30 protein-coding genes are annotated in these 26,189 nt (G+C 60.6%); 11 read left to right on the top strand and 19 right to left on the bottom strand.

Annotated elements, in window-relative coordinates; genetic code table 11:
* Nucleotides 1–86: 86 nt before the first annotated feature.
* Nucleotides 87–632, bottom strand: coding sequence for a twin-arginine translocation pathway signal protein (locus ACA072_RS27430; RefSeq protein WP_497621817.1), 546 nt, complete (start codon nt 630–632; stop codon nt 87–89).
* A gap of 27 nt (nt 633–659) precedes the next feature.
* Entirely contained in the window at nt 660–2,090 is a 1,431-nt protein-coding gene (locus ACA072_RS27425) for a coniferyl aldehyde dehydrogenase (protein ID WP_497621815.1), read from the bottom strand.
* Between the two features lie 147 nt (nt 2,091–2,237).
* On the opposite strand from ACA072_RS27425, the gene ACA072_RS27420 reads away from it, so the two are divergent.
* Together ACA072_RS27420 and ACA072_RS27415 are read left to right on the top strand one after the other, a co-directional pair.
* Complete coding sequence (locus ACA072_RS27420; protein WP_109635625.1) at nt 2,238–2,909, top strand: TetR/AcrR family transcriptional regulator; 672 nt, start codon at nt 2,238–2,240, stop codon at nt 2,907–2,909.
* Between the two features lie 33 nt (nt 2,910–2,942).
* Nucleotides 2,943–3,797, top strand: a complete 855-nt coding sequence (locus tag ACA072_RS27415) for a sulfurtransferase (protein WP_497621812.1) — start codon at nt 2,943–2,945, stop codon at nt 3,795–3,797.
* A gap of 120 nt (nt 3,798–3,917) precedes the next feature.
* Here the strand turns inward: ACA072_RS27415 and ACA072_RS27410 are convergent, their stop codons facing one another.
* Genes ACA072_RS27410 through ACA072_RS27390 form a run of 5 tightly spaced genes read right to left on the bottom strand, consistent with a single transcriptional unit; the run spans nt 3,918 to nt 9,264 of the window.
* A complete protein-coding gene (locus tag ACA072_RS27410; RefSeq protein ID WP_497621810.1) occupies nt 3,918–4,757 on the bottom strand; it encodes an AraC family transcriptional regulator in 840 nt (279 codons plus the stop codon).
* 3 nt (nt 4,758–4,760) lie between these two features.
* Nucleotides 4,761–5,759, bottom strand: coding sequence for a hydrolase (locus ACA072_RS27405; RefSeq protein ID WP_497621808.1), 999 nt, complete (start codon nt 5,757–5,759; stop codon nt 4,761–4,763).
* A 55-nt stretch (nt 5,760–5,814) separates the two neighbouring features.
* The gene (rsmD, locus tag ACA072_RS27400) at nt 5,815–6,426 is read right to left on the bottom strand and encodes a 16S rRNA (guanine(966)-N(2))-methyltransferase RsmD (protein ID WP_109635619.1); all 612 of its coding nucleotides are present in this window, start codon (nt 6,424–6,426) and stop codon (nt 5,815–5,817) included.
* Entirely contained in the window at nt 6,426–7,916 is a 1,491-nt protein-coding gene (locus tag ACA072_RS27395) for a M16 family metallopeptidase (protein ID WP_497621806.1), read from the bottom strand. The genes rsmD and ACA072_RS27395 overlap by 1 nt, the downstream gene beginning before the upstream one ends.
* Nucleotides 7,909–9,264 (bottom strand): M16 family metallopeptidase, encoded by a 1,356-nt coding sequence (locus ACA072_RS27390; protein WP_403102288.1) that lies wholly within the window; start codon nt 9,262–9,264, stop codon nt 7,909–7,911. The genes ACA072_RS27395 and ACA072_RS27390 overlap by 8 nt, the downstream gene beginning before the upstream one ends.
* 344 nt (nt 9,265–9,608) lie before the next feature.
* On the opposite strand from ACA072_RS27390, the gene ftsY reads away from it, so the two are divergent.
* The 4 genes from ftsY to rpoH all read left to right on the top strand — a co-directional run bounded on the left by ftsY (nt 9,609) and on the right by rpoH (nt 13,763).
* A complete protein-coding gene (gene ftsY / locus ACA072_RS27385; protein ID WP_497621804.1) occupies nt 9,609–11,108 on the top strand; it encodes a signal recognition particle-docking protein FtsY in 1,500 nt (499 codons plus the stop codon).
* A complete protein-coding gene (gene ftsE, locus ACA072_RS27380) occupies nt 11,105–11,776 on the top strand; it encodes a cell division ATP-binding protein FtsE (RefSeq protein ID WP_010466809.1) in 672 nt (223 codons plus the stop codon). Before ftsY ends, ftsE begins: the two co-directional genes overlap by 4 nt.
* On the top strand, nt 11,773–12,795 hold the full coding sequence (ftsX, locus tag ACA072_RS27375; RefSeq protein ID WP_497621802.1) for a permease-like cell division protein FtsX: 1,023 nt from the start codon (nt 11,773–11,775) through the stop codon (nt 12,793–12,795). The genes ftsE and ftsX overlap by 4 nt, the downstream gene beginning before the upstream one ends.
* Nucleotides 12,796–12,908: 113 nt before the next feature.
* Nucleotides 12,909–13,763, top strand: coding sequence for an RNA polymerase sigma factor RpoH (gene rpoH, locus ACA072_RS27370; RefSeq protein WP_007897890.1), 855 nt, complete (start codon nt 12,909–12,911; stop codon nt 13,761–13,763).
* Between the two features lie 191 nt (nt 13,764–13,954).
* On the opposite strand, the gene mtgA is transcribed toward rpoH, so the two are convergent.
* Entirely contained in the window at nt 13,955–14,677 is a 723-nt protein-coding gene (mtgA, locus tag ACA072_RS27365; RefSeq protein WP_497621800.1) for a monofunctional biosynthetic peptidoglycan transglycosylase, read from the bottom strand.
* A 74-nt stretch (nt 14,678–14,751) separates the two neighbouring features.
* Between mtgA and ACA072_RS27360 the strand changes: the two genes are divergently transcribed.
* The 4 genes from ACA072_RS27360 to trmB all read left to right on the top strand — a co-directional run bounded on the left by ACA072_RS27360 (nt 14,752) and on the right by trmB (nt 17,004).
* Nucleotides 14,752–15,123, top strand: a complete 372-nt coding sequence (locus ACA072_RS27360) for a DUF423 domain-containing protein (protein ID WP_497621798.1) — start codon at nt 14,752–14,754, stop codon at nt 15,121–15,123.
* A 90-nt stretch (nt 15,124–15,213) separates the two neighbouring features.
* Complete coding sequence (thiS, locus tag ACA072_RS27355) at nt 15,214–15,414, top strand: sulfur carrier protein ThiS (RefSeq protein WP_165557463.1); 201 nt, start codon at nt 15,214–15,216, stop codon at nt 15,412–15,414.
* A gap of 60 nt (nt 15,415–15,474) precedes the next feature.
* Complete coding sequence (locus tag ACA072_RS27350) at nt 15,475–16,269, top strand: thiazole synthase (protein ID WP_008068101.1); 795 nt, start codon at nt 15,475–15,477, stop codon at nt 16,267–16,269.
* Between the two features lie 9 nt (nt 16,270–16,278).
* On the top strand, nt 16,279–17,004 hold the full coding sequence (trmB, locus tag ACA072_RS27345) for a tRNA (guanosine(46)-N7)-methyltransferase TrmB (RefSeq protein ID WP_497621796.1): 726 nt from the start codon (nt 16,279–16,281) through the stop codon (nt 17,002–17,004).
* 131 nt (nt 17,005–17,135) lie between these two features.
* Here trmB and ACA072_RS27340 read toward each other — a convergent pair whose 3' ends face one another.
* From ACA072_RS27340 to ACA072_RS27295, 10 genes are all read right to left on the bottom strand, one after another.
* Entirely contained in the window at nt 17,136–17,459 is a 324-nt protein-coding gene (locus ACA072_RS27340) for a DUF3392 domain-containing protein (RefSeq protein ID WP_131061120.1), read from the bottom strand.
* A gap of 22 nt (nt 17,460–17,481) precedes the next feature.
* Nucleotides 17,482–18,687 carry a radical SAM family heme chaperone HemW gene (gene hemW, locus ACA072_RS27335; RefSeq protein WP_497621794.1) on the bottom strand — a complete coding sequence of 402 codons (1,206 nt, stop codon included), beginning with the start codon at nt 18,685–18,687 and terminating at the stop codon, nt 17,482–17,484.
* Entirely contained in the window at nt 18,684–19,280 is a 597-nt protein-coding gene (gene rdgB, locus ACA072_RS27330) for an RdgB/HAM1 family non-canonical purine NTP pyrophosphatase (RefSeq protein WP_497621792.1), read from the bottom strand. Before rdgB ends, hemW begins: the two co-directional genes overlap by 4 nt.
* Nucleotides 19,277–19,711, bottom strand: a complete 435-nt coding sequence (locus ACA072_RS27325; protein ID WP_497621790.1) for a DUF4426 domain-containing protein — start codon at nt 19,709–19,711, stop codon at nt 19,277–19,279. Before ACA072_RS27325 ends, rdgB begins: the two co-directional genes overlap by 4 nt.
* 25 nt (nt 19,712–19,736) lie before the next feature.
* A complete protein-coding gene (metW, locus tag ACA072_RS27320) occupies nt 19,737–20,357 on the bottom strand; it encodes a methionine biosynthesis protein MetW (RefSeq protein WP_497621788.1) in 621 nt (206 codons plus the stop codon).
* A gap of 7 nt (nt 20,358–20,364) precedes the next feature.
* Nucleotides 20,365–21,504: a homoserine O-succinyltransferase MetX gene (gene metX / locus ACA072_RS27315; protein WP_497621786.1), complete on the bottom strand. Its 1,140-nt coding sequence runs from the start codon at nt 21,502–21,504 to the stop codon at nt 20,365–20,367.
* Between the two features lie 193 nt (nt 21,505–21,697).
* Nucleotides 21,698–21,988 carry a DUF167 domain-containing protein gene (locus ACA072_RS27310; RefSeq protein ID WP_497621784.1) on the bottom strand — a complete coding sequence of 97 codons (291 nt, stop codon included), beginning with the start codon at nt 21,986–21,988 and terminating at the stop codon, nt 21,698–21,700.
* The gene (locus tag ACA072_RS27305) at nt 21,988–22,575 is read right to left on the bottom strand and encodes a YggT family protein (RefSeq protein WP_497621783.1); all 588 of its coding nucleotides are present in this window, start codon (nt 22,573–22,575) and stop codon (nt 21,988–21,990) included. The genes ACA072_RS27310 and ACA072_RS27305 overlap by 1 nt, the downstream gene beginning before the upstream one ends.
* Nucleotides 22,576–22,599: 24 nt before the next feature.
* Nucleotides 22,600–23,418, bottom strand: coding sequence for a pyrroline-5-carboxylate reductase (proC, locus tag ACA072_RS27300; RefSeq protein ID WP_497621781.1), 819 nt, complete (start codon nt 23,416–23,418; stop codon nt 22,600–22,602).
* A 35-nt stretch (nt 23,419–23,453) separates the two neighbouring features.
* Nucleotides 23,454–24,140: a YggS family pyridoxal phosphate-dependent enzyme gene (locus ACA072_RS27295; protein ID WP_497621780.1), complete on the bottom strand. Its 687-nt coding sequence runs from the start codon at nt 24,138–24,140 to the stop codon at nt 23,454–23,456.
* Between the two features lie 56 nt (nt 24,141–24,196).
* Here ACA072_RS27295 and ACA072_RS27290 point away from each other — a divergent pair, with 56 nt between their 5' ends.
* Nucleotides 24,197–25,231, top strand: a complete 1,035-nt coding sequence (locus ACA072_RS27290) for a type IV pilus twitching motility protein PilT (protein ID WP_109635591.1) — start codon at nt 24,197–24,199, stop codon at nt 25,229–25,231.
* A 143-nt stretch (nt 25,232–25,374) separates the two neighbouring features.
* Here ACA072_RS27290 and ACA072_RS27285 read toward each other — a convergent pair whose 3' ends face one another.
* The gene (locus tag ACA072_RS27285) at nt 25,375–25,992 is read right to left on the bottom strand and encodes a C40 family peptidase (RefSeq protein ID WP_461956131.1); all 618 of its coding nucleotides are present in this window, start codon (nt 25,990–25,992) and stop codon (nt 25,375–25,377) included.
* Nucleotides 25,993–26,189 lie beyond the last annotated feature (197 nt).

Genomic DNA, 26,189 nt, shown 5'->3' with positions numbered 1-26,189 from the left:
CACACTGGTTTTGGGTTGTTCACAAAAGGGTGGTCCACCTCAAATTCTGTGGGAGCGGGCTTGCTCGCGAAGGGGGCGACTCGGTTTCAGACCGTAGGCGGCCCGGGATACCCGCAATGCACCCACGATTCCGCCCGGCTGTACCAGGCCATCATCACCAGTTGCAGCAACGAGCTATGCCCCATGCGTAGCAGGCTCAACGAGCTGTTTTCCCAACGATAGAGAAAATGCCGGATCTCATCGGCGCTGGCGTTTTCCCAGCTGCCCCAGATCCCGGTCAGCGGCCCGCGGGTCACCGCCATCCCCAGCACGTCGAACAATTGCTGAGTCAGCTTGAGCATTTCCGGCGACAGGTGATTCAGGTCGTTATCCAAAGTTTTAAGCGTGCCTTCGACGGCTGCCGGCATTTTCTCGACGGCCACGGCATCTTCGAGCATCACCGGCACCAATGCCCGCAAAAACAGCAGATCCCCGCTGCGCAGAATTGCAAAACCGTTGGCCGGGATGCTCGATGAGCAACCGCTGAGGCTCGCGCCCAATCCGGCCGTGGCCAGGAAAGCACTCGCGCCGAGGCTGAATTTGAGCAGGCCGCGCCGTGACAGCGCGGGTGTAGCGGACAGGCTTGGGCTCATTATTGTTATTACCCGACGGTGTGATCGTTAGCGGATAAACAGCTTCTGGATCAGTTTCTGAATGGACTTTCCGTACGGCGGATAAATCAGTTTCGCCGCGTTGAAACGTTGCTTGATCAACACGCCTTTGGCCTTGCTGAAAGTCAGGAAGCCTTCATGGCCGTGGTAATGGCCCATGCCCGAAGCGCCGATGCCACCGAACGGCATATCGTCCTGCGCCACGTGCAGCAGGGTGTCGTTGAGGCAAACGCCGCCGGAATGGGTTTCGTGGAGGACGCGGTTCTGTTCGCGCTTGTCGTAGCCGAAGTAGTACAGCGCCAGCGGACGAGGTCGTTGATTGATGTAGGCAAACGCCTGATCAAGATCCTTGTACGGAACGATCGGCAGCAGCGGGCCGAAGATTTCGTCCTGCATTACGGTCATGTCGTCACTGACGTTGAGCAGCACGCTATGACCCATGCGCCGGCCCTGGCCCTGATCGAACAGCGGAATCAGCAGCGCGCCCTTGCTGGTGGCGTCGCTGACGTAGCCGTTGAGCCGTGCCAATTGCCGGTCATTGATGATGGCGGTGTAGTCCGGGTTGTCGGCCAGTGTCGGATAAAACCCTCGAACCGCTTGGCGATAGGCTTCGACGAACGCGCCGACGCGGTCTTCCGGCACCAGCACGTAGTCCGGGGCCACGCAGGTTTGTCCGGCATTGAGGGTCTTGCCGAAGGCGATACGTTCGGCGGCGTCCTTGAGCGGCACGTCGAGGGACACGATGGCGGGGGATTTGCCGCCCAGCTCAAGGGTCACCGGAGTCAGGTTCTCGGCCGCCGCACGCATCACGTGTTTGCCGATGCTGGTGGCGCCGGTGAACAGCAGGTGATCGAAACGCAGTCGGGAGAACGCGACACCGATATCGGCTTCACCGAGCACCACGCAGACCAGGTCTTGCGGGAAGATCCGGCCCAGCAACTCCTTGAGCAGCAAACCGGTGGCGGGGGTCGACTCACTGAGTTTAAGCATCACCCGATTGCCCGCCGACAACGCACCCACCAACGGCCCGATGGCCAGGTAAAGCGGGTAGTTCCAGGGCACGATCACGCCGACCACGCCCAACGGTTGGTAAACAACCTTGGCCGAAGCCGGCTGAAACGCGATGCCGACCTTGCGCCGCGAAGCTTTCATCCAGCCTTTGAGGTGCTGACTGGCGTAATGAATGCCGTGCAGGCTGGGCATCAGCTCGGCGAGCAAGGTTTCATCGGCGCTGCGGTGGCTGAAGTCCTGGCTGATTGCATCGATCAAGGCCTGGCGTTCATTGCTCAGCAGATCCCGCAGGGCCTTGAGCCATTGTTGACGCTGGGCGGCCGGCGGCATCGGGTTGGCTGCATACGCCGCACGCTGCGCATCAAACAGGGCCTGGAGCTCGTCCAGAGGCTGTTGCAGGTTCTGCAGGTACGCGATGTCGGCGGTCATGATCGGCTCCGGTTTTTGTTGTAATGAGGCACTTTTTAGAGTCTATGCTCTATAAAGTCAAATGACATCCTGGTGCAGCAGTGTTTTATCCACTCGCCGATAGGTCGTAAGATGCCCGCCAACGCACTCTGAATTAAAGCTCAAGCCATGGCCCCTCGGATCAAAACCAGCGAGCGCATCGTGCAGAACAGCCTGGAGCTGTTTAATCAACAGGGCGAGCGCAGCATCAGCACCAACCACATTGCTGCCCACATGGAGATTTCTCCGGGCAACCTGTACTACCACTTCCCCAACAAGCAGGCGATCATCGCCGTATTGTTCAGTGAGTACGAAAGCCTGGTAGACAGCTTCCTGCGCCCGCCCCAGGGCCGCGCGTCCACGGTGGAAGACAAGCGCTTCTACCTTCAGGAACTGCTGGCGGCCATGTGGCGCTACCGGTTTTTGCATCGTGATCTTGAGCATTTGCTCGACAGCGATCCCGAACTGGCCGCCCGTTACCGGCGTTTCTCCCAGCGCTGCCTGATCCATGGCACCCACATCTACGCCGCCTTCGTCGACGCCGGCATCCTGCAAATGGACAAGGTCCAGATTGAATCCCTGACGCTCAATGCGTGGATTATCCTGACGTCCTGGGTGCGTTTTCTGTGCACCACGCGGGAAAACTCCAATCACCTGAGTGAGCAGGCGATTAAACGTGGGGTGTATCAGGTGCTGGTGCTTGAGGCCGGTTTCGTCACGGACCAGTCTCGTGACGCGGTCAACGCACTGTACGAAGAGTTTTACGTGCCACTGGCCCAAGCGCTGGAAGAAGTGCAGTAGGATTCAAGACCGACTTAATCGCAGGAGCCCGTTATGCCCATTGCGCAACTGATCAGCCCGCAAGCGTTGGACCTGAAAAAGGAGCAGCCTGGGCTGGTGATTCTGGATTGTCGTTTTGCCCTCGAAGACCCTGACTACGGCCAGCGCAGCTATGCCGAAGGGCATATTGCCGGGGCGAGCTTTGCCGACCTTGAACGTGATTTGAGCGGGGCAGTGGTCAAGGGCGTGACCGGACGCCATCCGCTGCCTGAACCTGAAGATTTGATCGAGCGTCTGCAAGCCTGGGGCATCAACGCCGACAACGAAGTGGTTTTGTACGATGACGGTCCCGGTGCCTACGCGGCGCGGGCCTGGTGGTTGCTGGCCTGGCTGGGCAAGCGTGACGGCGTGTTCATTCTCGATGGCGGGCTCAAGGCCTGGCACGCGGCCGGACTGCCGCTGAGTCTGGACAGGTGCGACATCAAGCGCGGCACCTTCACCGGGACGCCGGACAATGCGCTGATCTTGAGCGCCGAACAGCTCCAACAACGTCTCGGCCAGCCCGCGCTGACCTTGCTCGACGCCCGCGCCTTGCCACGCTTCAAGGGTGAAGTCGAACCGATCGACCCGATTGCCGGGCACATTCCCGGTGCGCAATGTGCGGCCTTCACCGAGAACCTGGGCAGCGACGGGCGCTTCCTGCCGGCTGAGCAGCTCAAACAGCGCTTTGCCGAAAAACTCGGCGATCGTGCACCGACCGATTTGGTGGCGTATTGCGGATCTGGCGTCACGGCTTGCCATAACCTGTTCGCACTGTGCCTCGCGGGTTATCCGTTGGGCTCGTTGTATGCCGGGTCATGGAGCGAGTGGATCAACGATCCTGCGCACGGCATCGCCATCGGGGAGTAATCCCCAATCTAAATGTGGGAGCGGGCTTGCTCGCGAAAGCGGTGGGTCAGTCGACATCAATGTTCAATGACCCACCGCTTTCGCGAGCAAGCCCGCTCCCACAGGAGATCGCCGTTGTTATCAGGAATTATGTAACTGCCGGGCACTGCGATACGCCCCCGGCCCAACCCCGTAAACCTGCTTGAACTGCCGACTCAGATGACTCTGATCGGCAAATCCCAGCTGCATCGCAACCTCCAGCGGCAAACAACCGTTCTGTAACAGCGCCCGTGCCTGGGCGATGCGTTGTTGCATCAACCAAGTGTGCGGTGGCATGCCCGTGGCACGGCGAAAGACCCGGGCGAAGTGGAACGGCGACAGGTTGACCGCTGCCGCCAGTTCTTCCAGCGAGGGCGGCGCGGCCAATTGCGCTTGCAGCACGTCCTTGGCCAGCGTCACCGCCCGATGCTCCTTGCCGGGTTTGCCGGCGATCGGCACGGCCGCATGTCGTTGCAGCAGCAACAGCATCATCTCGCGCCAGACCGTCTGCTGTTGCAGGGCCGTGGACGGACTTTCCAGCAAGCGATGCAATTGGCAGAAACCCTTCACCAGGTCCGGATCGCGATACAGCGTTGCGCCAAAACCCGGCAGGTTATTGGTTGGCAGCTCCAGCTCGTCCAGCAGCGAGAGAATCTGCCCGCTGTCCGGGTAAAACGCCCGGTACAACCAACCGTCCTCCGTGCCTTTATGGCCGGTGTGCAGTTCATCGGGGTTGATCAACACCAGCGTGCCGCTACCGGCCAGGTGTTCGGCGCCGCGATAGCGATAACGCTGGGCGCCGGCCATGATCATGCCGATCACATAACCGTCATGCACGTGGGGTGCAAAGCGGTGTTCGATGTAGCGCGCAGACAATAACTCGACGCCGGCCAACGGCGCCGTTTGCCAGAAACGGATCGACTCGCCTTGGTCGGCGTCCATGGTTTACCCGCGACCCACGGCGCTCAGCCACTGCGGAATACGGCGTTCCAGGTAGTAACCCGGTTGCCGGAACGAGCCATCGACAAAACCGACATGCCCACCCTTGGCTTGCAGCTCGAATTGAGTGGTGGCGGACAATTCCGACGCTTGCGGCAGGCTATGGAGGAACACGAAGGGATCGTCGGCCGCCTGGATGATCAGGGTTGGCGTTCGGATCTCGCCAAGGAAATACCTGCTCGACGCGCGGCGATAGTAATCCTCGGCATCGACAAAACCATTGAGCGGCGCCGTGACCCGGCCATCGAAATCCCAGAACGTGCGCATGTTCTCCAGCGAGCCCAGCGCCGCCAATGCCGCTAGTCCATCCTCGCGCCCGTCATGCTGGAACTGGCGCTGCTTGTTCTTGATGTAGGCGACCATCTCGCGCATGAAATGCGCCTGATACACCTTCGAGAAACCCTGGCCGATGCGATCGGCGCAATGATCGAGACGAAAGGGCACCGACACCGCCACTGCGCCTGATACGCCGCTGTCACTGCCGGTTTCGCCCAAATGCTTGAGCAATATATTGCCGCCCAGGGAATAGCCGACCGCGTACAGCGGGGCGAGAGGGCGCTTGGACCGCAGGTGTTTGATGGCTTCGGCCAGGTCTTCACTGGCGCCGGAGTGGTAGCTGCGTGGCAACAGATTCGGCTCGCCCGAGCAGCCGCGCCAGTTCAACGCGACGCTGGCCCAACCTTGGGCAGCGAACGCCTTCTGCACCCCGGCCACGTAAGGCGAATTCGAAGAGCCGGTCAGCCCGTGCAACACCAGCACCAACGGCGCATCGGCGGTGTGCGGGCCGTGCCAGTCCATGTCGAGAAAGTCGCCATCCTCAAGCCACAAGCGTTCACGCTCGCGTTCGATGTGCGTGGTTTTGCGCCACAGCGGTCCCCACAAGGTTTGCAGGTGCGGGTTGCCGAGGCCGAAGGCGGGGGTGAAACGTTCTGACGGAAAGGACACGATTGCTCTCGATGCAGCGGTGCGCAACCGGTGCGCACCTTTTCAGGCCGGTCGGTTAACCGGCGATCTCTGCCATACGTTGCCACAACGCGTAATACACCCGCCCGGATTTCTGCTCCCGGTGCAGGCGCCAGTTGCCTGGCAAGCCAAGGCTCGACGGCGCGTTTTCGCTTTCAGTGTAGATCCAGGCCTCGTTGGCCAGCCACTGACGCTCTTCAAGCAGGGTGCAGACGGTCGGCAGCAGGTCCTGATTGAACGGCGGGTCGAGGAACACCAGGTCGTAGGCGGTCGCGGTCTGGGTTTCCAGGTAGCGCAGGGCATCGGCGGTCTGGATCTGGCCGGTGGTGCAACGCAGTGTGCCCAGATGCTCCTTGATGCTGGCGACCGCGATGTTGCTGGCGTCCAGCGCCTGACCCATCGCCGCGCCACGGGACAAGGCCTCGAGGAACAACGCGCCGCTACCGGCGAACGGATCAAATACCTTGGCCCCGGCAACGTACGGCGCGAGCCAGTTGAACAGGGTCTCACGCACCCGGTCCGGGGTCGGGCGCAGGCCCGGGGCGTCCGGGAAGCTCAGCTTCCGGCTGCCCCATTCGCCGCCGATGATGCGCAGTTGGTTCACGCCGTTGTGTACGTTGTGAACGGGTTTTTTAGGACGAGTGGCCATTAATGCTCCGGAACCCCGAGCGGCTGCTCGGCAGGTTTATCAGTTGGGGCCGGTAACGGCTTTTGCGGCACGGTCGGACCAGCGCTGACGATGACCATTTTGTCCGTGCTCAAGTGTTTGTTCAGTGCGGCTTTGACCTGCTCGACGGTCAGGCTCTGGGACTCACGCATGAAGTCGTTCAAATAGCTCAGCGGCAGGTTGTAGAAGCCCATGGCACCGAGCTGGCCGACGATATCGGCGTTGCTGGCCGTGGACAACGGGAAGCTGCCGGCCAGTTCACGCTTGGCGTCGTCGAGTTCTTTCTGGGTCGGGCCGGTTTTAAGGTAGTCGGCGAGGACGTCCTGCACCAGTTTCAGCGTGCCTTCGCTCATCTCTGCGCGGGTTTGCAGGTTGATCATGAACGGGCCGCGCGCCTGCATCGGGGTGAAGCCCGAATAGACGCCATACGCCAGGCCACGCTTCTCGCGCACTTCGCTCATCAAGCGGGTGCCGAAACCACCGCCGCCGAGGATCTGGTTGCCCAAGGACAGTGCCGCGTAGTCCGGATCGTCACGGTCGATGCCCAGTTGCGCGAGCATCAGGTTGGTTTGCTTGGACGGGAACTCGATGTGGCCGATGCTTGCTTTCGGCTCAACCGGTGGCTGTATTTTCGGCAAGGCCGGGCCTTTTGGCAGCGCGCTGGAGATTTGCGCGGCAATCGCCTCGGCTTCGGCGCGGGACAAGTCGCCCACCAGTGCAATCACCACGTTGCCGGCGGCGTAGGCTTTCTCGTGGAAGGCCTTGAGTTGCGCCACGGTAATCGCCGGAACGGTTTTCGCCGTGCCGTCACTGGAGTGCGCGTACGGGTGATCGCCGTACAGGCGGTTCATCAGCTCCAGGCTCGCCAGTTTGCCGGGGTTCTGCTTCTGGTATTCGAAACCGGCAAGCATCTGGTTCTTGATGCGCGCAAAGGAATCGGCCGGGAAGGTCGGTTTACCGACGACTTCAGAGAACAGCTTCAACGCGGGCTCACGCTTGTCTGCGGCGCTGAGGCTGCGCAGGGAAGTCAGTGCCATGTCCTTGAACGCGCCGTTGCCAAAGTCTGCGCCCAGGCCTTCGAAGCCCTGAGCGATGGCGCCGACATCTTTACCGGCCACACCTTCGTTGAGCATGGCGTTGGTCAACAGGGCGAGACCGGGCGCGTTGCCGTCCTGGCTGCTGCCGGCGGCGAAGATCAGGCGCAGGTCGAACATCGGCAGTTCGCGGGCTTCGACGAACATCACTTTGGCGCCTTCGGCGGTGTTCCAGGTCTGTACGTCGAGCGAACGGTGGCTCGGTGCCTTGCCGTCGAGTTCGGTCAGCGATTGCAGCTTCTGGCTGGCCTTGGCCTTGTCGAGGGCTTCGCTGGCCTTGGAATCATCGCTTTTCGACAGATAAAACGCAGCGGAGCCGATCAGTACGGCTGCGATCAGGCCGATCAGGGCCAGACGGGTTTTTTTACGCTCACTCATGAGTCGTCTCCAGTGGCAGTACATGGGCGACGCTGAGACGTTCGCGGGTGAAATACAGCTTGGCGGCTTTCTGGATATCTTCCGGTGTCACGCTTTCCAGGTCGGCGAGTTCGGTGTCCATGAGTTTCCAGGACAGACCGACGGTTTCCAGTTGGCCGATGGAGGTGGCCTGGCTGGTGATCGAATCACGCTCGTAGACCAGGCCGGCGATGACCTGGGCGCGGACGCGTTCCAATTCTTCGGCGGACGGCGCCGTGGTTTTCAGCTGTTCGAGCAGCTTCCACAGGCCGGCTTCAGTCTGGGCCATGGTTTTCTTTTTCTGGATGTTCGGCGTGGCCGACAAGGTGAACAGGCTGTCGCCCCGGGTGTAGGCGTCGTAACTCGACGAACCGCCGGACACCAGTTCTTCGCCGCGTTCCAGTTGCGTCGGGATGCGTCCGCTGTAGCCGCCGTCGAGCAGGGCCGAGATGAGGCGCAAGGCGTTCACCGAACGTTTGTCTTCGGCGGTGGCGATGCTCGGCACGTTGAAGCCCAGCATCAGGCTCGGCAATTGGGTCTGCACGTGCAGGGTGATCTGGCGCTCGCCGGGTTCGGCCAGTTCCAGCGGGATTTTCGCCGGCGGCACATCACGCTTGGCGATCGGGCCGAAATAACGCTGGGCCAGGGTCTTGACCTCGTCCGGGGTCACGTCGCCGACCACCACCAGCGTGGCGTTGTTCGGCACGTACCAGGATTGGTACCAGTGGCGCAGCTCTTCGACTTTCATGCGGTCCAGGTCAGCCATCCAGCCGATGGTCGGCGTGTGGTAACCGCTGGCCGGGTAGGCCATGGCCTTGAAGCGTTCGTAGGCCTTGGACATCGGCTTGTCGTCGGTGCGCAGGCGACGTTCTTCCTTGATGACTTCGATCTCGCGGGCGAACTCGTCGGCTGGCAGGCGCAGGCTGGCCATGCGGTCGGCTTCCAGTTCGAAGGCCACGCCGAGGCGATCGCGGGCCAGCACCTGGTAATACGCCGTGAAGTCATCGCTGGTGAAAGCGTTCTCTTCGGCACCGAGGTCGCGCAGGATCAGCGACGCTTCACCGGGGCCGACTTTCTCGCTGCCCTTGAACATCATGTGTTCAAGGGCGTGGGACAAACCGGTCTGGCCCGGCGTCTCGTAACTTGAGCCGACCTTGTACCAGACTTGGGAAACCACCACTGGCGCGCGATGGTCTTCGCGCACAACGACCTTCAGGCCGTTATCCAGAGTGAATTCGTGGGTGGGTTGTGGATCGGCAGCCAGGGCCGAGAGGGGCAGACAAACTGTGCTGAGCAGCAGGCCTGCAGCGCGGCGGGCTAAAGCATTCATTCGTTTTTAAACCTTTGGGACTGCCCGCTAGGTCTTAGCGTCGGCGGGCGAGAGGGTGCTAGGATACTGGTCCGTTTTACTGGCGGCCACGCCTATCAGGCCTTTGATCGGCCGGAAGGTTGCATGGGTTACCTGCGGAAGCTTTGAGTTTGTCAGCTAAACTCTGCGTTTTCGCCGACGATGCCGTTCCAGTCCTTCGTATTAGTCAACCTTTGAGGTGCAGTTTGCACCTCGACAAAATGTTGCGCGTGAACAAGCTGGGTCAATCGCAGTCTGTTCTGCATCGAATATTTATTTGCCGGGGCGCCCTTTGGCGCGTCGCTACCGTGAGATAGCCGTCCTCCATGTTTGGTTCCAACGACGACAAGAAGACCCCAGCTGCGGCTGGCGAGAAGAAAAGCCTGTTCGGATGGCTGCGCAAAAAGCCGCAGGAACCCGTCGTCGAACAGCCACAACCACTGCCTGAGCCACCACCTGCGCCAGTAATAGAAGAAGCGCCGGCGCCGGTTGTCCTGCCGATGGCCGAGCCGGTGCTGCAACCGGTCGCTGAGGCTGCCCCCGAAATCATTGCCGAGCAGCCGCTGGCCCCCGCGCCAGAGCCTTGGCTGACGCTGCCGGTAGCGGAAGAGCCGGTGGCCTTGGTCGAAGATGAGCTGGCGCCGCATGTGACGCCGCCGATTCCTGCGCCGACTGCCTTTGCACCTGAGCCTGTTCAGGCACCGGTTATCGAGCCTGTCGTTGCGCCGGTCGTCGTGGCCGAGCCTGAGCCGGTTGTTCCAGAGCCGGTGATTCCTGCGTTCGTCGCGCCTGTGGTTGAAGCGCCTGCGCCTGCTCCCGTGGTTATCCCGGTTGTCGCCGCGCCTGCAGTTCCCGTTGAAGTCCCGGCCGAGCCGGCGCGCACCGAAGAAACCAAAGCCGGTTTCTTCGCCCGCCTCAAGCAAGGCCTGTCCAAGACCAGCGCCAGCATCGGCGAAGGCATGGCTAGCCTGTTCCTCGGCAAGAAAATTATCGATGACGAGCTGCTCGAAGACATCGAAACCCGTCTGTTGACCGCCGACGTTGGCGTTGAAGCGACTTCGGTGATCATTCAGCGCCTGACCCAAAAGGTCGCGCGCAAAGAGCTGGCCGATGCCGACGCGCTGTACAAATCCCTGCAGGCTGAACTCGCCGCGATGCTCAAGCCTGTCGAGCAGCCGCTGAAAATCACCTCGCAGAACAAGCCCTTCGTGATTCTGGTGGTCGGCGTCAATGGCGCCGGCAAGACCACCACCATCGGCAAACTGGCGAAGAAACTGCAACTGGAAGGCAAGAAAGTCATGCTGGCGGCCGGCGATACCTTCCGCGCCGCCGCCGTCGAGCAATTGCAGGTCTGGGGTGAGCGCAACAAGATCCCGGTCATCGCCCAGCACACCGGCGCCGACTCGGCTTCGGTTATCTTCGACGCCGTGCAAGCCGCCAAGGCCCGTGGCATTGACGTGCTGATCGCCGACACCGCCGGTCGCCTGCACACCAAAGACAACTTGATGGAAGAGTTGAAGAAGGTTCGCCGGGTCATCAGCAAGCTCGACGCCGACGCGCCGCACGAAGTGTTGCTGGTGCTCGACGCCGGTACTGGCCAGAACGCTATCAACCAGGCCAAGCAATTCAACCAGACCGTCGAACTGACCGGCCTGGCGCTGACCAAGCTCGACGGCACCGCCAAGGGCGGGGTGATTTTCGCCCTGGCCAAGCAATTCGGTTTGCCGATTCGCTACATCGGCGTGGGTGAAGGCATCGATGACTTGCGTACTTTTGAAGCAGAACCCTTTGTCCAGGCACTGTTTGCCGAGCGGGAGCGTTCATGATTCGTTTCGAACAGGTCGGTAAACGCTACCCGAACGGTCACGTCGGCTTGCATGAGCTGAGCTTTCGAGTCCGTCGGGGCGAATTCTTGTTTGTGACCGGCCATTCCGGCGCCGGTAAAAGCACCTTGTTGCGGCTGCTGCTGGCGATGGAACGTCCGACCACCGGCAAATTGCTGTTGGCCGGCCAGGACCTCGCCACCATCAGCAATGCGCAGATTCCTTATCTGCGCCGGCAGATCGGTGTGGTGTTCCAGAATCACCAGTTGCTGTTCGATCGCACCGTGTTCAATAACGTGGCGCTGCCTCTGCAGATCCTCGGTCTGTCGAAGGCCGAGATCGTCAAACGTGTGGATTCGGCGCTTGAGCGTGTGGCGCTGTCGGATAAAACCGATCTGTACCCCGGCGACTTGTCCACCGGTCAGCAACAGCGCGTCGGCATCGCTCGCGCCATCGTCCACCGTCCAGCCTTGCTGCTGGCGGACGAACCGACTGGTAACCTCGATCCGCGTCTGGCGGCCGAGATCATGGGCGTGTTCGAGGACATCAACCGTCTGGGCACCAGCGTGCTGATCGCCAGTCACGACCTGGCGCTGATCGCCCGCATGCGTCATCGCATGCTGACGCTGCAACGCGGCCGATTGATCGGCGACGGGGAGGCGGGCGTATGAGTGCGACACGCAGCCCCAAGGTTTCCGAGCGTGTGGCCCCGAAAGCCGCCGATCCGCAACCGCAGAAGAAAAAACGCGACGATGACGACGGCCCGGATTTCGCCACGCTGTTCCGCGCCTGGGTTGAAAGCCATCGCGCCAGCTTGCTGGACAGCCTTCGTCGGTTAGGTAAGCAGCCGATTGGCAGCTTTTTCACCTGCATGGTGATGGCGGTTGCCCTGAGCTTGCCGATGGGCCTGTCACTTTTGCTAAGCAACGTCGAGCGTCTCGGCGGTTCCTGGCAGCGAGCGGCGCAGATTTCCCTGTACCTGCAACTCGAGGCCAGCCCTGCTGAAGGCGAGTCGTTGCGCGAGCAGATTAAAGGCATGCCCGGTGTGGCTGATGCGGAGTATGTCGGTCGTGATCAGGCGCTGGAGGAGTTCCAGCAACAGTCAGGTCTGGGCGAGGCGCTCAAGGAGCTGCCGGAAAACCCGCTGCCAGGCGTGGTGCTGGTGACCCCGAACGAGGTCGACAAGCCCGCGCTTGAAGCATTACGACAAAAACTTTCCGAGATGCCGAAGGTACAACAGGCGCAACTTGATCTAGTCTGGGTCGAGCGTCTGGCAGCGATCCTCAAGCTGGGTGACCGTTTTGTCTTCGGTCTGACTGTGCTTCTGGTTTCTGCATTACTTTTGGTGATAGGCAATACCATTCGTCTTCATATTGAAAACCGCCGCACAGAGATAGAAGTGATTAAACTCGTCGGCGGCACGGACAGCTATGTGCGCAGGCCCTTTCTGTATATGGGCGCGCTGTATGGCTTCGGTGCGGGGATACTTTCCTGGGGTGTTTTGGCGTTTGGCCTTGATTGGCTGAACGACGCGGTAGTCGGGCTGGCCGGTTTGTACGGCAGTGATTTCGCGCTGGCCGGAGTGCCAGTAGCCGACGGTCTGTCTCTCTTGCTTGGCGCGGTGCTGTTGGGGTATATCGGTGCATGGATTGCAGTCGCACGCCACCTGAGGGAGCTTGCGCCTAAGTAGTATCATTTTGCTCGTATTGACCTTTCAGCGTTTATGGGAACTTGTCTTTCGGTTTCCGGTCAATTTTCGCAGTGCTGAACTGCACGAGTTATGTAAGTCGGAGGTTTTTTCGTATGACCAATTCTTTGCAACCTGCATATGCTCTGGTCCCGGGTGCGAACCTGGAGGCCTATGTGCACACCGTGAACAGCATTCCATTGCTGACTCCGGAGCAGGAGCGCGAACTGGCCGAGAGTCTCTATTATGAGCAGGATTTGGGGGCGGCTCGGCAGATGGTGCTCGCCCACCTGCGTTTTGTTGTACATATCGCCCGTAGCTATTCCGGTTACGGCCTGGCTCAGGCTGACCTGATCCAGGAAGGCAACGTCGGCCTGATGAAGGCCGTGAAGCGCTTCAACCCGGAAATGGGTGTACGTCTGGTTTCGTTCGCGGTGCACTGGATCAAGGCGGAAATTCACGAGTTCATCCTGCGCAACTGGCGCATTGTGAAAGTCGCGACCACCAAGGCCCAGCGCAAGCTGTTCTTCAACCTGCGCAGCCAGAAGAAACGCCTGGCGTGGCTGAACAACGAGGAAGTCCACCGTGTGGCGGAAAGCCTCGGTGTAGAGCCTCGGGAAGTGCGTGAGATGGAAAGTCGCCTGACCGGCCATGACATGGCCTTCGACCCGGCCGCAGAAGCGGACGACGACAGTGCTTTCCAATCGCCGGCCAACTATCTGGAAGACCACCGGTACGACCCGGCCCGTCAACTGGAAGATGCCGACTGGAGCGACAACTCCAACCACAACCTGCACGAAGCGCTGGAAGTGCTGGACGACCGCAGCCGTGACATCCTTTACCAGCGCTGGCTGGCAGAAGAGAAAGCCACGCTGCACGACCTGGCGCAGAAGTACAACGTGTCGGCCGAGCGTATTCGTCAGCTCGAGAAGAGCGCGATGAACAAGCTCAAGTTGTCGATCGCGGCCTAACGCAGCGAACAGCCAATAAAAAACGCCCCGATCATTGATCGGGGCGTTTTTGTTTGTGCCCATTTATTCTGCTTCACCCTCACCCCCTGTGGGAGCGAGCTTGCTCGCGAATACGGTCTTTCATTCAACATTGATGTCGACTGACACGACGCCTTCGCGAGCAAGCCCGCTCCCACAAGGGATTTGCGGCGTTATTGAGCCCAAGGCGCCCGGCGTGAATCGTTGATGCCAACCAGATAGCTATCGCCGCCCAACTGACTCATCTGCTGCCGGATCCACCCCGCCCGGCGCGCAACATAGTTAGTCGGATGGCTGGCACTCCAAACCCGCGGGTTTGGCAATACGGCGGCCAGCAGACTCGATTGCTGGCGACTCAAACCTTTAGCACTCACACCGAAATGATGCCGGGCCGCCGCTTCAGCGCCAAACACCCCGTCATCCCACTCGACGCTGTTCAGATAAACCTCAAGAATCCGCTGCTTGGGCCAAAGCACCTCGATCAGCCCGGTAAACCAAGCCTCCAGGCCTTTACGCAGCCAGCTGCGCCCGGACCACAAAAACAGATTCTTCGAGACTTGCTGGCTCAAGGTGCTGGCACCGCGAATCGAACCGCCGAGTTCGTTATGGGCCAATGCCTTCTGGATCGCCCCAAAGTCAAAACCCCAATGCTCCGGGAATTTTTGATCCTCGCCCGCGATCACCGCGACTTTCAGGTCGTCAGAGAGTTCATCCCAGGGCTTCCAGGTGCGTTGCAGGTCAATCGGCTCGCCGTCGAACCAGGATTCGACCTTGCGCTCGACCATCAGCGCCGTTCCCGGTGGCGGCACCACGCGAAAAATCAGCACCAGCAATACGCTGCCGCCCGCGAACCAGAGCAGGGCTTTCGTGAATCGTCGCAAAAATATACGCAGCATAGAGATGGCTTGGCCGAACCCGTTGAGCGGGCCATTATACAGACCCTGTTGATCGAGTCTGACTGGAGTTCTTCATGCTGCGTGGCTTTCTGATGCTGGCCGCTTTCTTCGGCTTCACTGGCGTTGCCCTTGGCGCATTCGCCGCCCACGGCCTGAAAAACCGCCTGACCGCCGAGTACCTGGCGATTTTTCATACCGGTGTCACTTATCAACTGGTGCACACCCTGGCGCTGCTGGGCGTGGCGCTGCTGACCTCGCAAATTCCGGGGCGCCTGATCACATGGGCCGGTGCCTCGTTTGCCATCGGCATCCTGCTGTTTTCCGGCAGTCTGTACCTGCTGACCCTGACCGGCGTCAGCAAGCTCGGAATCGTCACACCCTTTGGCGGCCTGGCATTCCTGGTCGGCTGGTTCTGCCTGGGGCTCGCCGCCTGGCGGTTGAGCTGACCGGACGGTCCATTTCATGACGAATGGCTTGGGTCGCCAAGACTGATCGGGCTAGAATGCCAGCCCCTAAAAATGATGGCGGCATTCGGCATGCGCATTCAGTTGAACGGCGAATCCCTTGAACTGCCCGACGGTGAAACCGTTGCGGCCCTGCTGACCCGTCTGGAACTGACCGGACGCCGGGTGGCGGTCGAACTCAACCTGGATATCGTCCCGCGCAGCCAGCACGCAGATACCACGCTGAACGACGGCGACAATGTCGAAGTGGTACACGCCATCGGCGGTGGCTAGTCGCCCGGCCCGCAAGGGCACAGAATTCTGCAAGAACCTCACCCCTACAGAGGATTTCCCATGAGCATCGTTCGTAGCGACAAGCCCTTCGTCCTGGCCGGTCGTACTTACCAGTCGCGTTTGCTGGTAGGCACCGGCAAATACCGCGACATGGAAGAAACCCGCCTGGCCATCGAAGCCTCGGGTGCCGAGATCGTCACCTTCGCCGTGCGCCGCACCAACCTCGGGCAGAACCCGGGCGAACCGAACCTGCTCGAAGTCCTGTCGCCGGATCGCTACACCTTCCTGCCAAACACTGCCGGTTGCTTCGACGCGACCGAGGCTGTGCGCACCTGCCGTCTGGCCCGTGAGCTGCTCGGCGGCCACAACCTGGTGAAGCTGGAAGTGCTGGCGGACCAGAAAACCCTGTTCCCCAACGTGATCGAAACCCTCAAGGCCGCCGAAGTGCTGGTCAAGGAAGGCTTCGACGTGATGGTCTACACCAGCGACGACCCGATCATTGCCCGTCAACTGGCGGAAATCGGCGTTATCGCGGTGATGCCGCTGGCCGGTCTGATCGGTACGGGCCTGGGGATCTGCAACCCGTACAACCTGCAGATCATCCTCGAAGAAGCCAAGATTCCCGTGCTGGTGGATGCCGGTGTCGGTACCGCGTCCGACGCTACCATTGCCATGGAGCTGGGTTGCGAAGCGGTGCTGATGAACTCGGCCATCGCCCACGCCCAGCAGCCGATCATGATGGCTGAGGCCATGAAACACGCCATCGTCGCGGGCCGTCTGGCCTACCTCGCCGGCCGCATGCCGAAAAAACTCTATGCCAGCGCCTCTTCGCCGCTGGATGGTCTGATCAAGTAAGAGCCATTGATGACTGAATCAAACGACACGCCAATCCAGACGGAAGAAGGCGACGAGCGCCAACACCGCCGCATCAAGAGTTTCGTGATGCGCGCCGGGCGCATGACCGAAGGCCAGCAAAAAGGCCTGGAACAGGGCACGCCGCTGTTCGTGCTGCCATTGGCCGACGCGCCGGTGGACTTCGACCAAGTGTTCGGTCGCTCCGCGCCGCGCTCGCTGGAAATCGGTTTCGGCATGGGCCATTCGCTGCTGGAAATGGCCGCGGCCTCGCCGGAGCAGGATTTCATTGGCGTGGAAGTGCACCGTCCGGGTGTCGGCGCGCTGCTCAACGGCGTGCTGACACAGGGGCTGACCAACCTGCGGGTCTACGATTGCGACGCGATCGAAGTGCTCAACCGTTGCGTGGCCGACAACAGCCTCGATCGCCTGATGCTGTTTTTCCCGGACCCATGGCACAAGAGCCGTCACCACAAGCGCCGTATCGTTCAGGCGTCGTTCGCCGAGCTGGTGCGCAGCAAGTTGAAAGTCGGCGGCATCCTGCACATGGCCACCGACTGGGAACCGTACGCCGAGTACATGCTGGAAGTGATGAACGTCGCCCCGGGATATCGCAACCTGGCCGAAGACGGTAAATGCGTTCCGCGCCCGACCGAACGCCCGATCACCAAGTTCGAACTCCGTGGCGAACGTCTTGGGCATGGCGTGTGGGACCTGAAGTTCGAAAAACAGTCCTGACCCCTACGCAACACCCCATGTGGGAGCGGGCTTGCTCGCGAAGGCGGTGTATCAGTCGACATTAATATCGACTGATACACCGCCTTCGCGAGCAAGTCCGCTCCCACAGTTGTTTTGTGTGTTATTCGAGATCAGCGGCGGTCCGCGACCACGCCGATCAACACCAGCACCACCAACAGCACTGGCGCCAGGCTGTAGTTGTTGAACTGGCTCAGGCCTTTGATGATCCATGGCGTGGCGTAGATCAGTGCCACGCCGCTCCCGATCATGCACACCAGCGCGAGCAACGGCACGCGCAAGGCGCCGGCGATGCTGCCCAGGCGTTGGTCGACCCAGCCTTTGATGTCGGCGCCGAACAGCACCAGCAGGCAGCCCACCAGCGCCAGAGAGATTTCCGACAGGTTGCTGCGGCTCCAGCGGGATACGGTGGCGAGCAGGTCGAGTATCAAATCCATTCGTTTTCCCCTAAGGCTGAAATCAGCTCAGAAATGTTTGCAGCAAGTCATTGAGAAACAGCTGTCCGCGATCGGTTGCCGCCAGACGTGACGGTTCGACCTGCAACAGGCCGCTTTGTTCGGCTTCCCGGCGGCCTTCGGCGAGGCTTTCCAGGCTCAGCCCGGTGCGTTCCGGGTAAAGGTGCGACTCGACGCCCTCGGTCAGGCGCAAGGCATTCATCAGGAACTCGAACGGCAGTTCTTCGTTGGTCAGCGCTTTCTCGCCGGCCTTGAAGCTTTTCGCCGGGTTCAGGTAATCCTTCGGCAGGCGAGTCTTCCAGGTGCGCACGATGCGCCCGTCCGGATGGCTGAGCTTGCCGTGGGCGCCGGCGCCGATGCCGATGAAGTCGCCGAAGCTCCAGTAATTGAGGTTATGCCGCGCCGGGCGACCGGGCTGGGCATAGGCCGAGACTTCGTATTGCGCGTAACCGTGTTCGGCGAGCAGCGCCTGGCCGGCTTCCTGAATGTCCCACAACGTGTCGTCTTCCGGAAGCACAGGCGGCTGGTTCCAGAACACCGTGTTCGGCTCCAGCGTCAGCTGATACCAGGACAGATGGGTCGGCTTCAGGGCGATGGCCTGGCGCAGGTCGCTCAGCGCATCGTCCAGCGACTGATCCGGCAAGCCGTGCATCAAGTCCAGGTTGAAGTTATCGAACCCGGCCTGGCGCGCCATGCCGGCGGCTCGCACCGCTTCGTCGCCGTTGTGAATACGCCCCAGCGCCTTGAGTTTCGCTTCCTGAAAACTCTGAATGCCGATCGACAGGCGATTGATCCCCAGCGCTCGGTAGGCGACGAATTTTTCCTGCTCGAAGGTCCCCGGATTGGCTTCCAGGGTGATTTCGATGTCGCAGGCAAACGGAATGCGCTGCTCGACGCCTTTGAGCAAACGGCCCAAGGCTTCGGCGCTGAACAGGCTCGGCGTGCCGCCACCAAAGAAAATCGAGCTCAGCTCACGGCCGTAGACCGCATGCAGGTCCTGGTCGAGGTCGGCCAGCAACGCGTCGACGTACTCCTCTTCCGGCAGCACCGGGCTGGCGGTGTGGGAGTTGAAGTCGCAATAAGGGCATTTGCGCACACACCACGGGATGTGGATGTACAGCGCCAGGGGCGGCAGCACGGGGAGTGCGGCCCGAGGCGATTGTGCGGCACCGCCGAAGATCAGCGGTGACGCGGATGATTCAAGGGTCATATCAGGCCTAAACGCTGGCGCAGCAGATCCATTGCACGAGCGCGGTGGCTGATGAGGTTTTTCTCGCTCGGGCTTAGCTCGGCGCTGGAGCAATCGCGCGAGGGCACCCAAAACAGCGGGTCGTAGCCAAACCCGTGTTCACCGCTGGCGGCGTGGAGGATGCGTCCGTGCCACAAACCTTCGCAGAGAATCGGCAACGGATCGTCGGCGTGACGCACCAGTGCCAATACGCATACGAACTGCGCGCCGCGTTCGGCTTCCGGCACGCCTTTCATAGCGTCGAGCAGCTTGGCGTTGTTCGCCGCATCGCCCTGACCGTCGGCATAACGGGCCGAGTAGATGCCCGGCGCACCACCAAGGAAATCCACCGCCAGTCCGGAATCGTCGGCCAGCGCCGGCAGGCCGGAGATGCGCGCGGCATTGCGGGCCTTGAGGATGGCGTTCTCGACGAACGACAGGCCGGTTTCTTCAGGCTCGACGTTGCTGAACTCGCCGATCGAGCGCAGTTGCACCGACTCGCCGAGCATGGCCTGGAGTTCCTTGAGTTTGCCGGCGTTGTGGCTGGCCAGCACGAGTTGCGTGAAGTTGATCATTCGCCGGGGAAAAGCTCTTGGTTGAAATTGATGGTGTTGGTTTTATCGCCGTTCTGCACCTTGATCTCGAAGGTGCGGACTTCCTGCTGATCGACCGGGAAGTGGGCGATGTAGTAGATCGCGCCTTGCTCGGTGATCTGTTTGAATTTCAGCGGCACGCTTTGGCTGGTCAGGTCTTTGACCGTTCCACTGACTTGAGCCATCAGCGGTTTGCCTTCCTTGATCACCGAAACGTTGATCACGCCTTGGTTCTTGCTGCGGGTGAGCTCCGCGGCTTTAGCGATATCCGGTGTCAGGAAGGTGGAGTTGAAGGTGTTGTAGTGCACCGTCACATCGCCAAAGGTTTCCTTGCGCTCGCCTTTGATGACGTCGGCGGCCATGGCGGTGACGCTCAGGCAGGCAGTAAGTACAAACAGCGCTAGACGACCCATGTTCGTTCTCCTTGGAATGTCGTGGTCAGACCGCAATCTTGTGATCCTGCAGCCCTGGGCTGCTGACGCGGTAAATACCGATTTCACCTAATAGATTAGGCCATAGCTTACTGGCCCACCCGTGGCGGTGCTGTTGATCCACGGCTAGCCGATCAATGACCTTGGCTTCACGTTCGCGACACAACGCTTCAAAGTCTTCGAAGGTGCAAAAGTGGATGTTCGGCGTGTTGTACCAGGTGTACGGCAGAAAATCGGACACCGGCATCCGGCCCTTGCTCGCCAGGTACCAGCGGCAGCGCCAGTGACCGAAGTTGGGGAAGGTGATGATGCACTGGCGACCGACCCGCAGCATTTCGTCGAGGATTCTGTCCGGGTAGTGCACGGCTTGCAGCGCCTGGGTCATGACCACGACGTCGAAGCTGTTGCTGGCAAAGTTGCCCAGGCCCTTGTCCAGGTCCTGTTCAATCACGTTAATGCCCTTGGCCACGCATTCGGCGATGTTGTCCGGGTCGTTTTCCAGGCCATAGCCGGTCACTTGCTTGTTATCGCGCAGCCAGGTCAGCAGCTCGCCGTCACCGCAGCCGAGGTCGAGCACGCGGCTGCCGGCGGGGATCCATTCCTGGATGATTTCCAGATCAGCTCTCATGGCTTTCTCACAACGTAATGCGGTTCATGTAATTGCTGAAGGCCTGCAAGTAGCGCGGGATCGGAATCAGGAAGGCGTCGTGGCCTTGCGGAGCGTCGATCTCGAGGTAGCAGACGTCTTTCTTGGCCGCCATCAGCGCGTCCACCAGTTCCCGCGAGCGGGCAGGGGAGAAGCGCCAGTCGGTGGTGAACGACATCACGCAGAACTTTGCCTGGGCATTGGCGAAGGTCTTCGCCAGGTCATCGTCGAAGTTGGCTGCCGGATCGAAGTAGTCCAGCGCCTTGGTCATCAGCAAATAAGTGTTGGCATCGAAGCGCCCGGAGAACTCTTCGCCCTGATAACGCAAGTAGCTTTCGACCTGGAACTCGACGCTGTGGAAGTCGTAGTTGAGTTTTTCGCTCTTCAGCCCCCGGCCGAACTTCTCACCCATCGAGTCATCCGACAGGTACGTGATGTGCCCGACCATCCGCGCGAGCATCAAGCCGCGCTTGGGGATCACGCCCGCTTCCTGGAAGGATCCGCCGTGAAATTCCGGGTCAGTGAGGATTGCCTGGCGCGCCACTTCGTTGAAGGCGATGTTCTGCGCCGACAGCTTGGGGGCCGAGGCGATGGCCAGGCAGTGGCGAATGCGATCGGGGTAGGTGATGCTCCACTGCATCGCCTGCATGCCACCGAGGCTGCCACCGATCACGGCCGCCCATTGGCGGATGCCGAGCAGGTCGGCCAGGCGCGCCTGGCTGTGCACCCAGTCTTCCACGGTCAATACGGGGAAGTCGGCGCCGAAGGGCTTGCCGGTCTCCGGGTTGACGCTGCTCGGGCCGGTGGAGCCGTTGCAACCGCCGAGGTTGTTCAGACTGACCACGAAGAATCTGTTGGTGTCGATCGGTTTGCCGGGGCCGATGCAACTGTCCCACCAACCGGGCTTGCGGTCGTCGGGGCTGTGGAAGCCGGCAGCGTGATGGTGACCGGACAAGGCGTGGCAGATCAACACGGCGTTGCTCGCCGTGGCGTTCAGCGTGCCGTAGGTTTCGTAAATGAGGTCATAAGCTGGGAGCGAACGGCCGCAGGCCAGGGCCAGGGGTTCACTGAAGTGCGCCACTTGCGGCGTCACCAGACCAACAGAATCGGCGGGAAAGGCAGTTGGCATCGACCCTGCTCTCGTTGAAATGAGGCGTAAGTCTAAAGACCGCTGCCCCTAGCAGCAAGCGACTACCCATGATCGTTCCCACGTCGAGGCGTCGAACCGTCTGCGTGGGAATGCCTCAATGGACGCTCTGCGTCCGCTTTGGCGGGGACGCGGAGCGTCCCGGGCTGCATTCCCACGCAGAGCGTGGGAACGATCAACGCAATACCAACCCAGGCAAATCCGGCAGCTTTTTCGGCGAACAGATCCGCACTCGTTTTTGCCGATTCAACTCACCGCTGATCAAACTCACCTGACTCTTGGACACCCCAAACGCCTTGGCCAGGAACGCCATCAGATGCGCGTTGGCCTTGCCTTCAACCGGCGGCGCCGTCAGGCGGATCTTCAGCCGGTCGCCGTGCAGCCCGCAGAAATCATCGCTGCGGGCCGCCGGTTGCAGGTGACATTCCAGAATCAGGTCGTCACCGTCCCAGCGAAAGTAGCTCATCAGATCAGGCCGAGCAGACCCTGCGGCATCAGGGCGAAGTTCGCAAGGCGCGGGATCAGCCAGCTTTGCAGCAACTGGATCACGATAAACGCGAAGATCGGCGAGATGTCGAGGCCGCCCAGGTTCGGAATGATTCGACGGAACGGGGCGAGTACCGGTTCAGTGATCTGCGCGACCAGTTCGGCGCCCGGATTGTGGCTGCCCGGTGCGACCCAGGACAGAATCACGCTGATGATCATCGCCCAGAAAATAATATTCAAAAACAGCGAGAAGAGCGCGATCAGGGCCCACGGCACCAGGAACAGCCAGTCGACCATGAAGCCTTTGAGCAACAGGATCACTGCAATCAGCAGCATCTGAATGATCAGCGCCAATACCAGTGACGACATGTCCAGCCCGAACATGCTCGGGATGACCCGGCGCAGCGGCTTGAGCAACGGTTGAGTGGCTTTCACGATGAACTGGCAGAGCGGGTTATAAAAGTTCGCCCGAACCAGTTGCAGGATGAAGCGCATCAATACGATCAGCAGGTACAGGCTGCCCAGGGTTTTGATGATGAAAATGGCAGCGTCATTGAGTCCAAGCATCATTGATTCCTTTGTAAGAGCTGATTAGCGGCCAAGTTGCTCAGCCATCTCGGCCGAGCGGTGCGCAGCGGCGCCGAGTGCTTTTTCCACCAGCGCTTCGAAGCCGCCGGCCTGGAACGATTTGATTGCAGCTTCCGTGGTGCCCGCAGGCGAGGTCACGCGGCGACGCAATTCTGCGGCGTCGACATCGCTGGCCACGGCCATGTGCGCGGCGCCCAACGCGGTTTGCACCGTCAATTGGGCGGCGATGTCCGCAGGCAGGCCAAGCTTCACGCCAGCAGCGGTCATGGCTTCGATCAACAAGAAGAAGTACGCCGGGCCCGAGCCGGAAACGGCGGTGACCGCGTCCAGTTGCTGCTCTTCGTTCAGCCACAGGGCAATCCCGACCGCCGACAACAGCTCTTCAGCTTGCTGGCGTTGCTCAGCATTTACCTCGGTCGTGGCGAACAAACCGCTCACGCCCTGACGCAGCAGCGCCGGGGTGTTGGGCATGCAGCGTACGATCGGCTGAGCGCCGAGCCAGTTGTTCATGCTGGCGCAGGTGATGCCGGCCGCAATCGAGACCACCAGTTGATTCGGCTTCAGGCTTGGGCGAATCGCTTCGCACACGGCTTTCATCGCCTGGGGTTTGACCGCCAGCACGACAACGTCTGCCTCTTGAATGGCATCGGCGTTGTCGGCGAAAACTTCAATGCCGTGTTCGGCCTGCACCTTGGCACGGGTTTCGGCGCCCGGATCGCTGGCGCGGATCTGTGCGGCGTCCAGACCTTTGGCGCGCAGACCGCCGATCAGGCTGGCGGCCATGTTTCCGGCACCGATAAAGGCAATACGAGTCTTGCTCATGTCAGGTCCTTATAGAGAGGTGCGTCAGCCATGTTTCATGGCTGACTGTAGTCGCGGGCGCCAAACAGGGCTGTTCCGATACGGACCCAGGTGGCGCCCATGGCGATGGCCGACTCGAGGTCGTGGCTCATGCCCATGGAAAGTGTGTCGAGCGGCAGGTTCAGGCTGGCTTGCAGGCTTTGCACGGCAGCAAAAGCGACGTCCTGGGCGGCGCGATCTTCAGTCGGCTCAGGGATCGCCATCAACCCGCGCAGCTTGATGCGCGGCAATTCGCTGATGGCCTTGGCCAAGGCCGGCAGGTCGGCCGGGGTGCAGCCGGATTTGCTGGCTTCACCGCTGACGTTGACCTGGATGCAGATGTTCAAGGGAGGCAGATCGGCAGGGCGTTGTTCGGACAGGCGTTGTGCGATTTTCAAGCGATCCACGGAATGCACCCAGGCGAAGTGCTCGGCGATAGCGCGAGTCTTGTTCGATTGAATGGGGCCGATGAAGTGCCAGATCAAGGGCAGGTCGGCCAATTCGAGTTGTTTGCTCAGGGCTTCCTGCAGATAGTTTTCGCCAAAGTCACACAGGCCGGCGGCATAGGCTTCGCGCAACGCCTCGGCGGGCTTGGTCTTGCTCACGGCGAGCAGTTGAACACTGTGCTCGTCGCGGTGAGCAGCCTGGGTCGCTGCCTGGATACGCGAACTAACCTGGAGAATGTTGTCTGCTATCGTGGACATCAAGAGGCGCCGGCGGTTTGAAGGTTGGCGGCATTCTACTGGAATTGAGGAGCGCTATGGATATCACTGAGCTGCTGGCTTTCAGCGCTAAACAGGGCGCGTCCGACCTGCACCTGTCAGCCGGCCTGCCCCCGATGATTCGCGTTGACGGTGATGTGCGGCGCATCAACCTGCCGGCCCTGGACCACAAACAGGTGCATGAGCTGATCTACGACATCATGAACGACACCCAGCGGGTGGACTTCGAGAAACACCTGGAAACTGATTTTTCCTTTGAGGTGCCCGGAGTCGCGCGGTTCCGGGTCAATGCCTTCAACCAGAATCGGGGTGCAGGCGCGGTGTTCCGGACCATTCCGTCGAAGGTCCTGAGCATGGACGACCTCGGCATGGGCGAGGTGTTTCGCAAGATCACCGAGGCCCCGCGCGGCCTGGTGCTGGTGACGGGCCCTACCGGTTCCGGCAAGTCCACCACCCTGGCGGCGATGATCGATTACCTGAATAACCATCGCCATCACCACATCCTCACCATCGAAGACCCGATCGAGTTCGTCCACGAATCGCGCAAATGCCTGATTAACCAGCGCGAAGTCCATCGCGATACCCGCAGCTTCGCCACGGCCCTGCGCTCGGCGCTGCGGGAAGACCCGGACGTGATTCTGGTGGGGGAGATGCGCGATCTGGAGACCATCCGCCTGGCGCTGACCGCCGCCGAAACCGGTCACCTGGTGTTCGGCACGCTGCACACGACGTCAGCGGCGAAGACCATCGACCGGGTAGTGGATGTGTTTCCGGGGGACGAGAAATCGATGGTGCGTTCGATGCTGTCCGAGTCGTTGCTGGCGGTGGTGTCGCAGACATTGATCAAGAAGATCGGCGGCGGGCGCATTGCGGCACACGAAATCATGCTCGGCACGTCGGCGATCCGTAACCTGATCCGCGAAGACAAGGTGGCACAGATGTACTCGTCGATTCAGACCGGGGGCAACCTGGGGATGCAGACGCTGGATATGTGCTTGAAGGATTTGGTGACCAAGGGCTTGATCAGCCGGGAGCATGCGCGGGAGAAAGCGCGGTCACCGGATAATTTCTGAGACTGTGGAATGCGGGGCTTGTTGTTGATCGTTCCCACGCTCTGCGTGGGAATGCCTCAATGGACGCTCCGCGTCCGCTTCGGCAGGGACGCGGAGCGTCCCGGGCTGCATTCCCACGCAGAGCGTGGGAACGATCAAATCAATCAGCGCTGAACAACCTGAAGGGTGTTCTTCTCTTTCGGCAGAACCCGCTTGGCAACCACGTAGTGGCTTTCCCAGTACGGTTTCTTCAGGGTGTCGATGGTCACCGACTTGCCACGACGCGGTGCGTGGATAAAGCGGTCGTTGCCCAGGTAGATGGCGACGTGGTTGACCCGACGGCTCTTGATGTTGAAGAAAATCAGGTCGCCCGGCTTCAAATCCTTGCGATCGACTTTCTCGCCATGACCGCTGGCCATGGCATTGGACGTGCGTGGCAGGTCGAACGTGGCGTCGTTGAACGCGTATTTCACCAGGCCGCTGCAATCGAACCCTTTACTTGGGCTGCTGCCGCCCCAACGGTAAGGTGTACCGAGGACGTTGACGGCGCGACTCAGTACGTTGCTGCTTTCCTTGGTCGCCATCGGCGGAACAAGGCTGCTTTTACTGACCAGCTGTGGAGCACGTTTTTCGGATTTCTTGTTTTTGCTCGAAGGAGCAGAAACATGGGATTTTTGGGTGTAACCATTAACGTTTGGAAGACGTTGCTCACGATTGGTGGCGTGGGCGGCCAGTGGCATCAAAAGGCAAATGGTTAGCCATGTCTTGAAAAATGGACGCATTAGGCAAGGCTCATATAAGTTAGCGCGCAACTTTATAACAGAGTTTTTTGCCCTTCCGAGGCCGTTGGTCGATTCAACTTGGGGTCAACGGAACCAAATAAGCGGCAAATGGACGCAATTGTCGGACAGAAGTCAGGTGGTATAAGGCTTTGACGGAAACGACGTTAGCATGTGCCATACGTCGGCAACCTGTAAAA

It is taken from the genome of Pseudomonas sp. LBUM1656 (genome assembly GCF_059716065.1).
The sequence above is the reverse complement of the archived record's forward strand: the minus strand, read 5'-3'. Positions and strand labels throughout refer to the sequence as shown.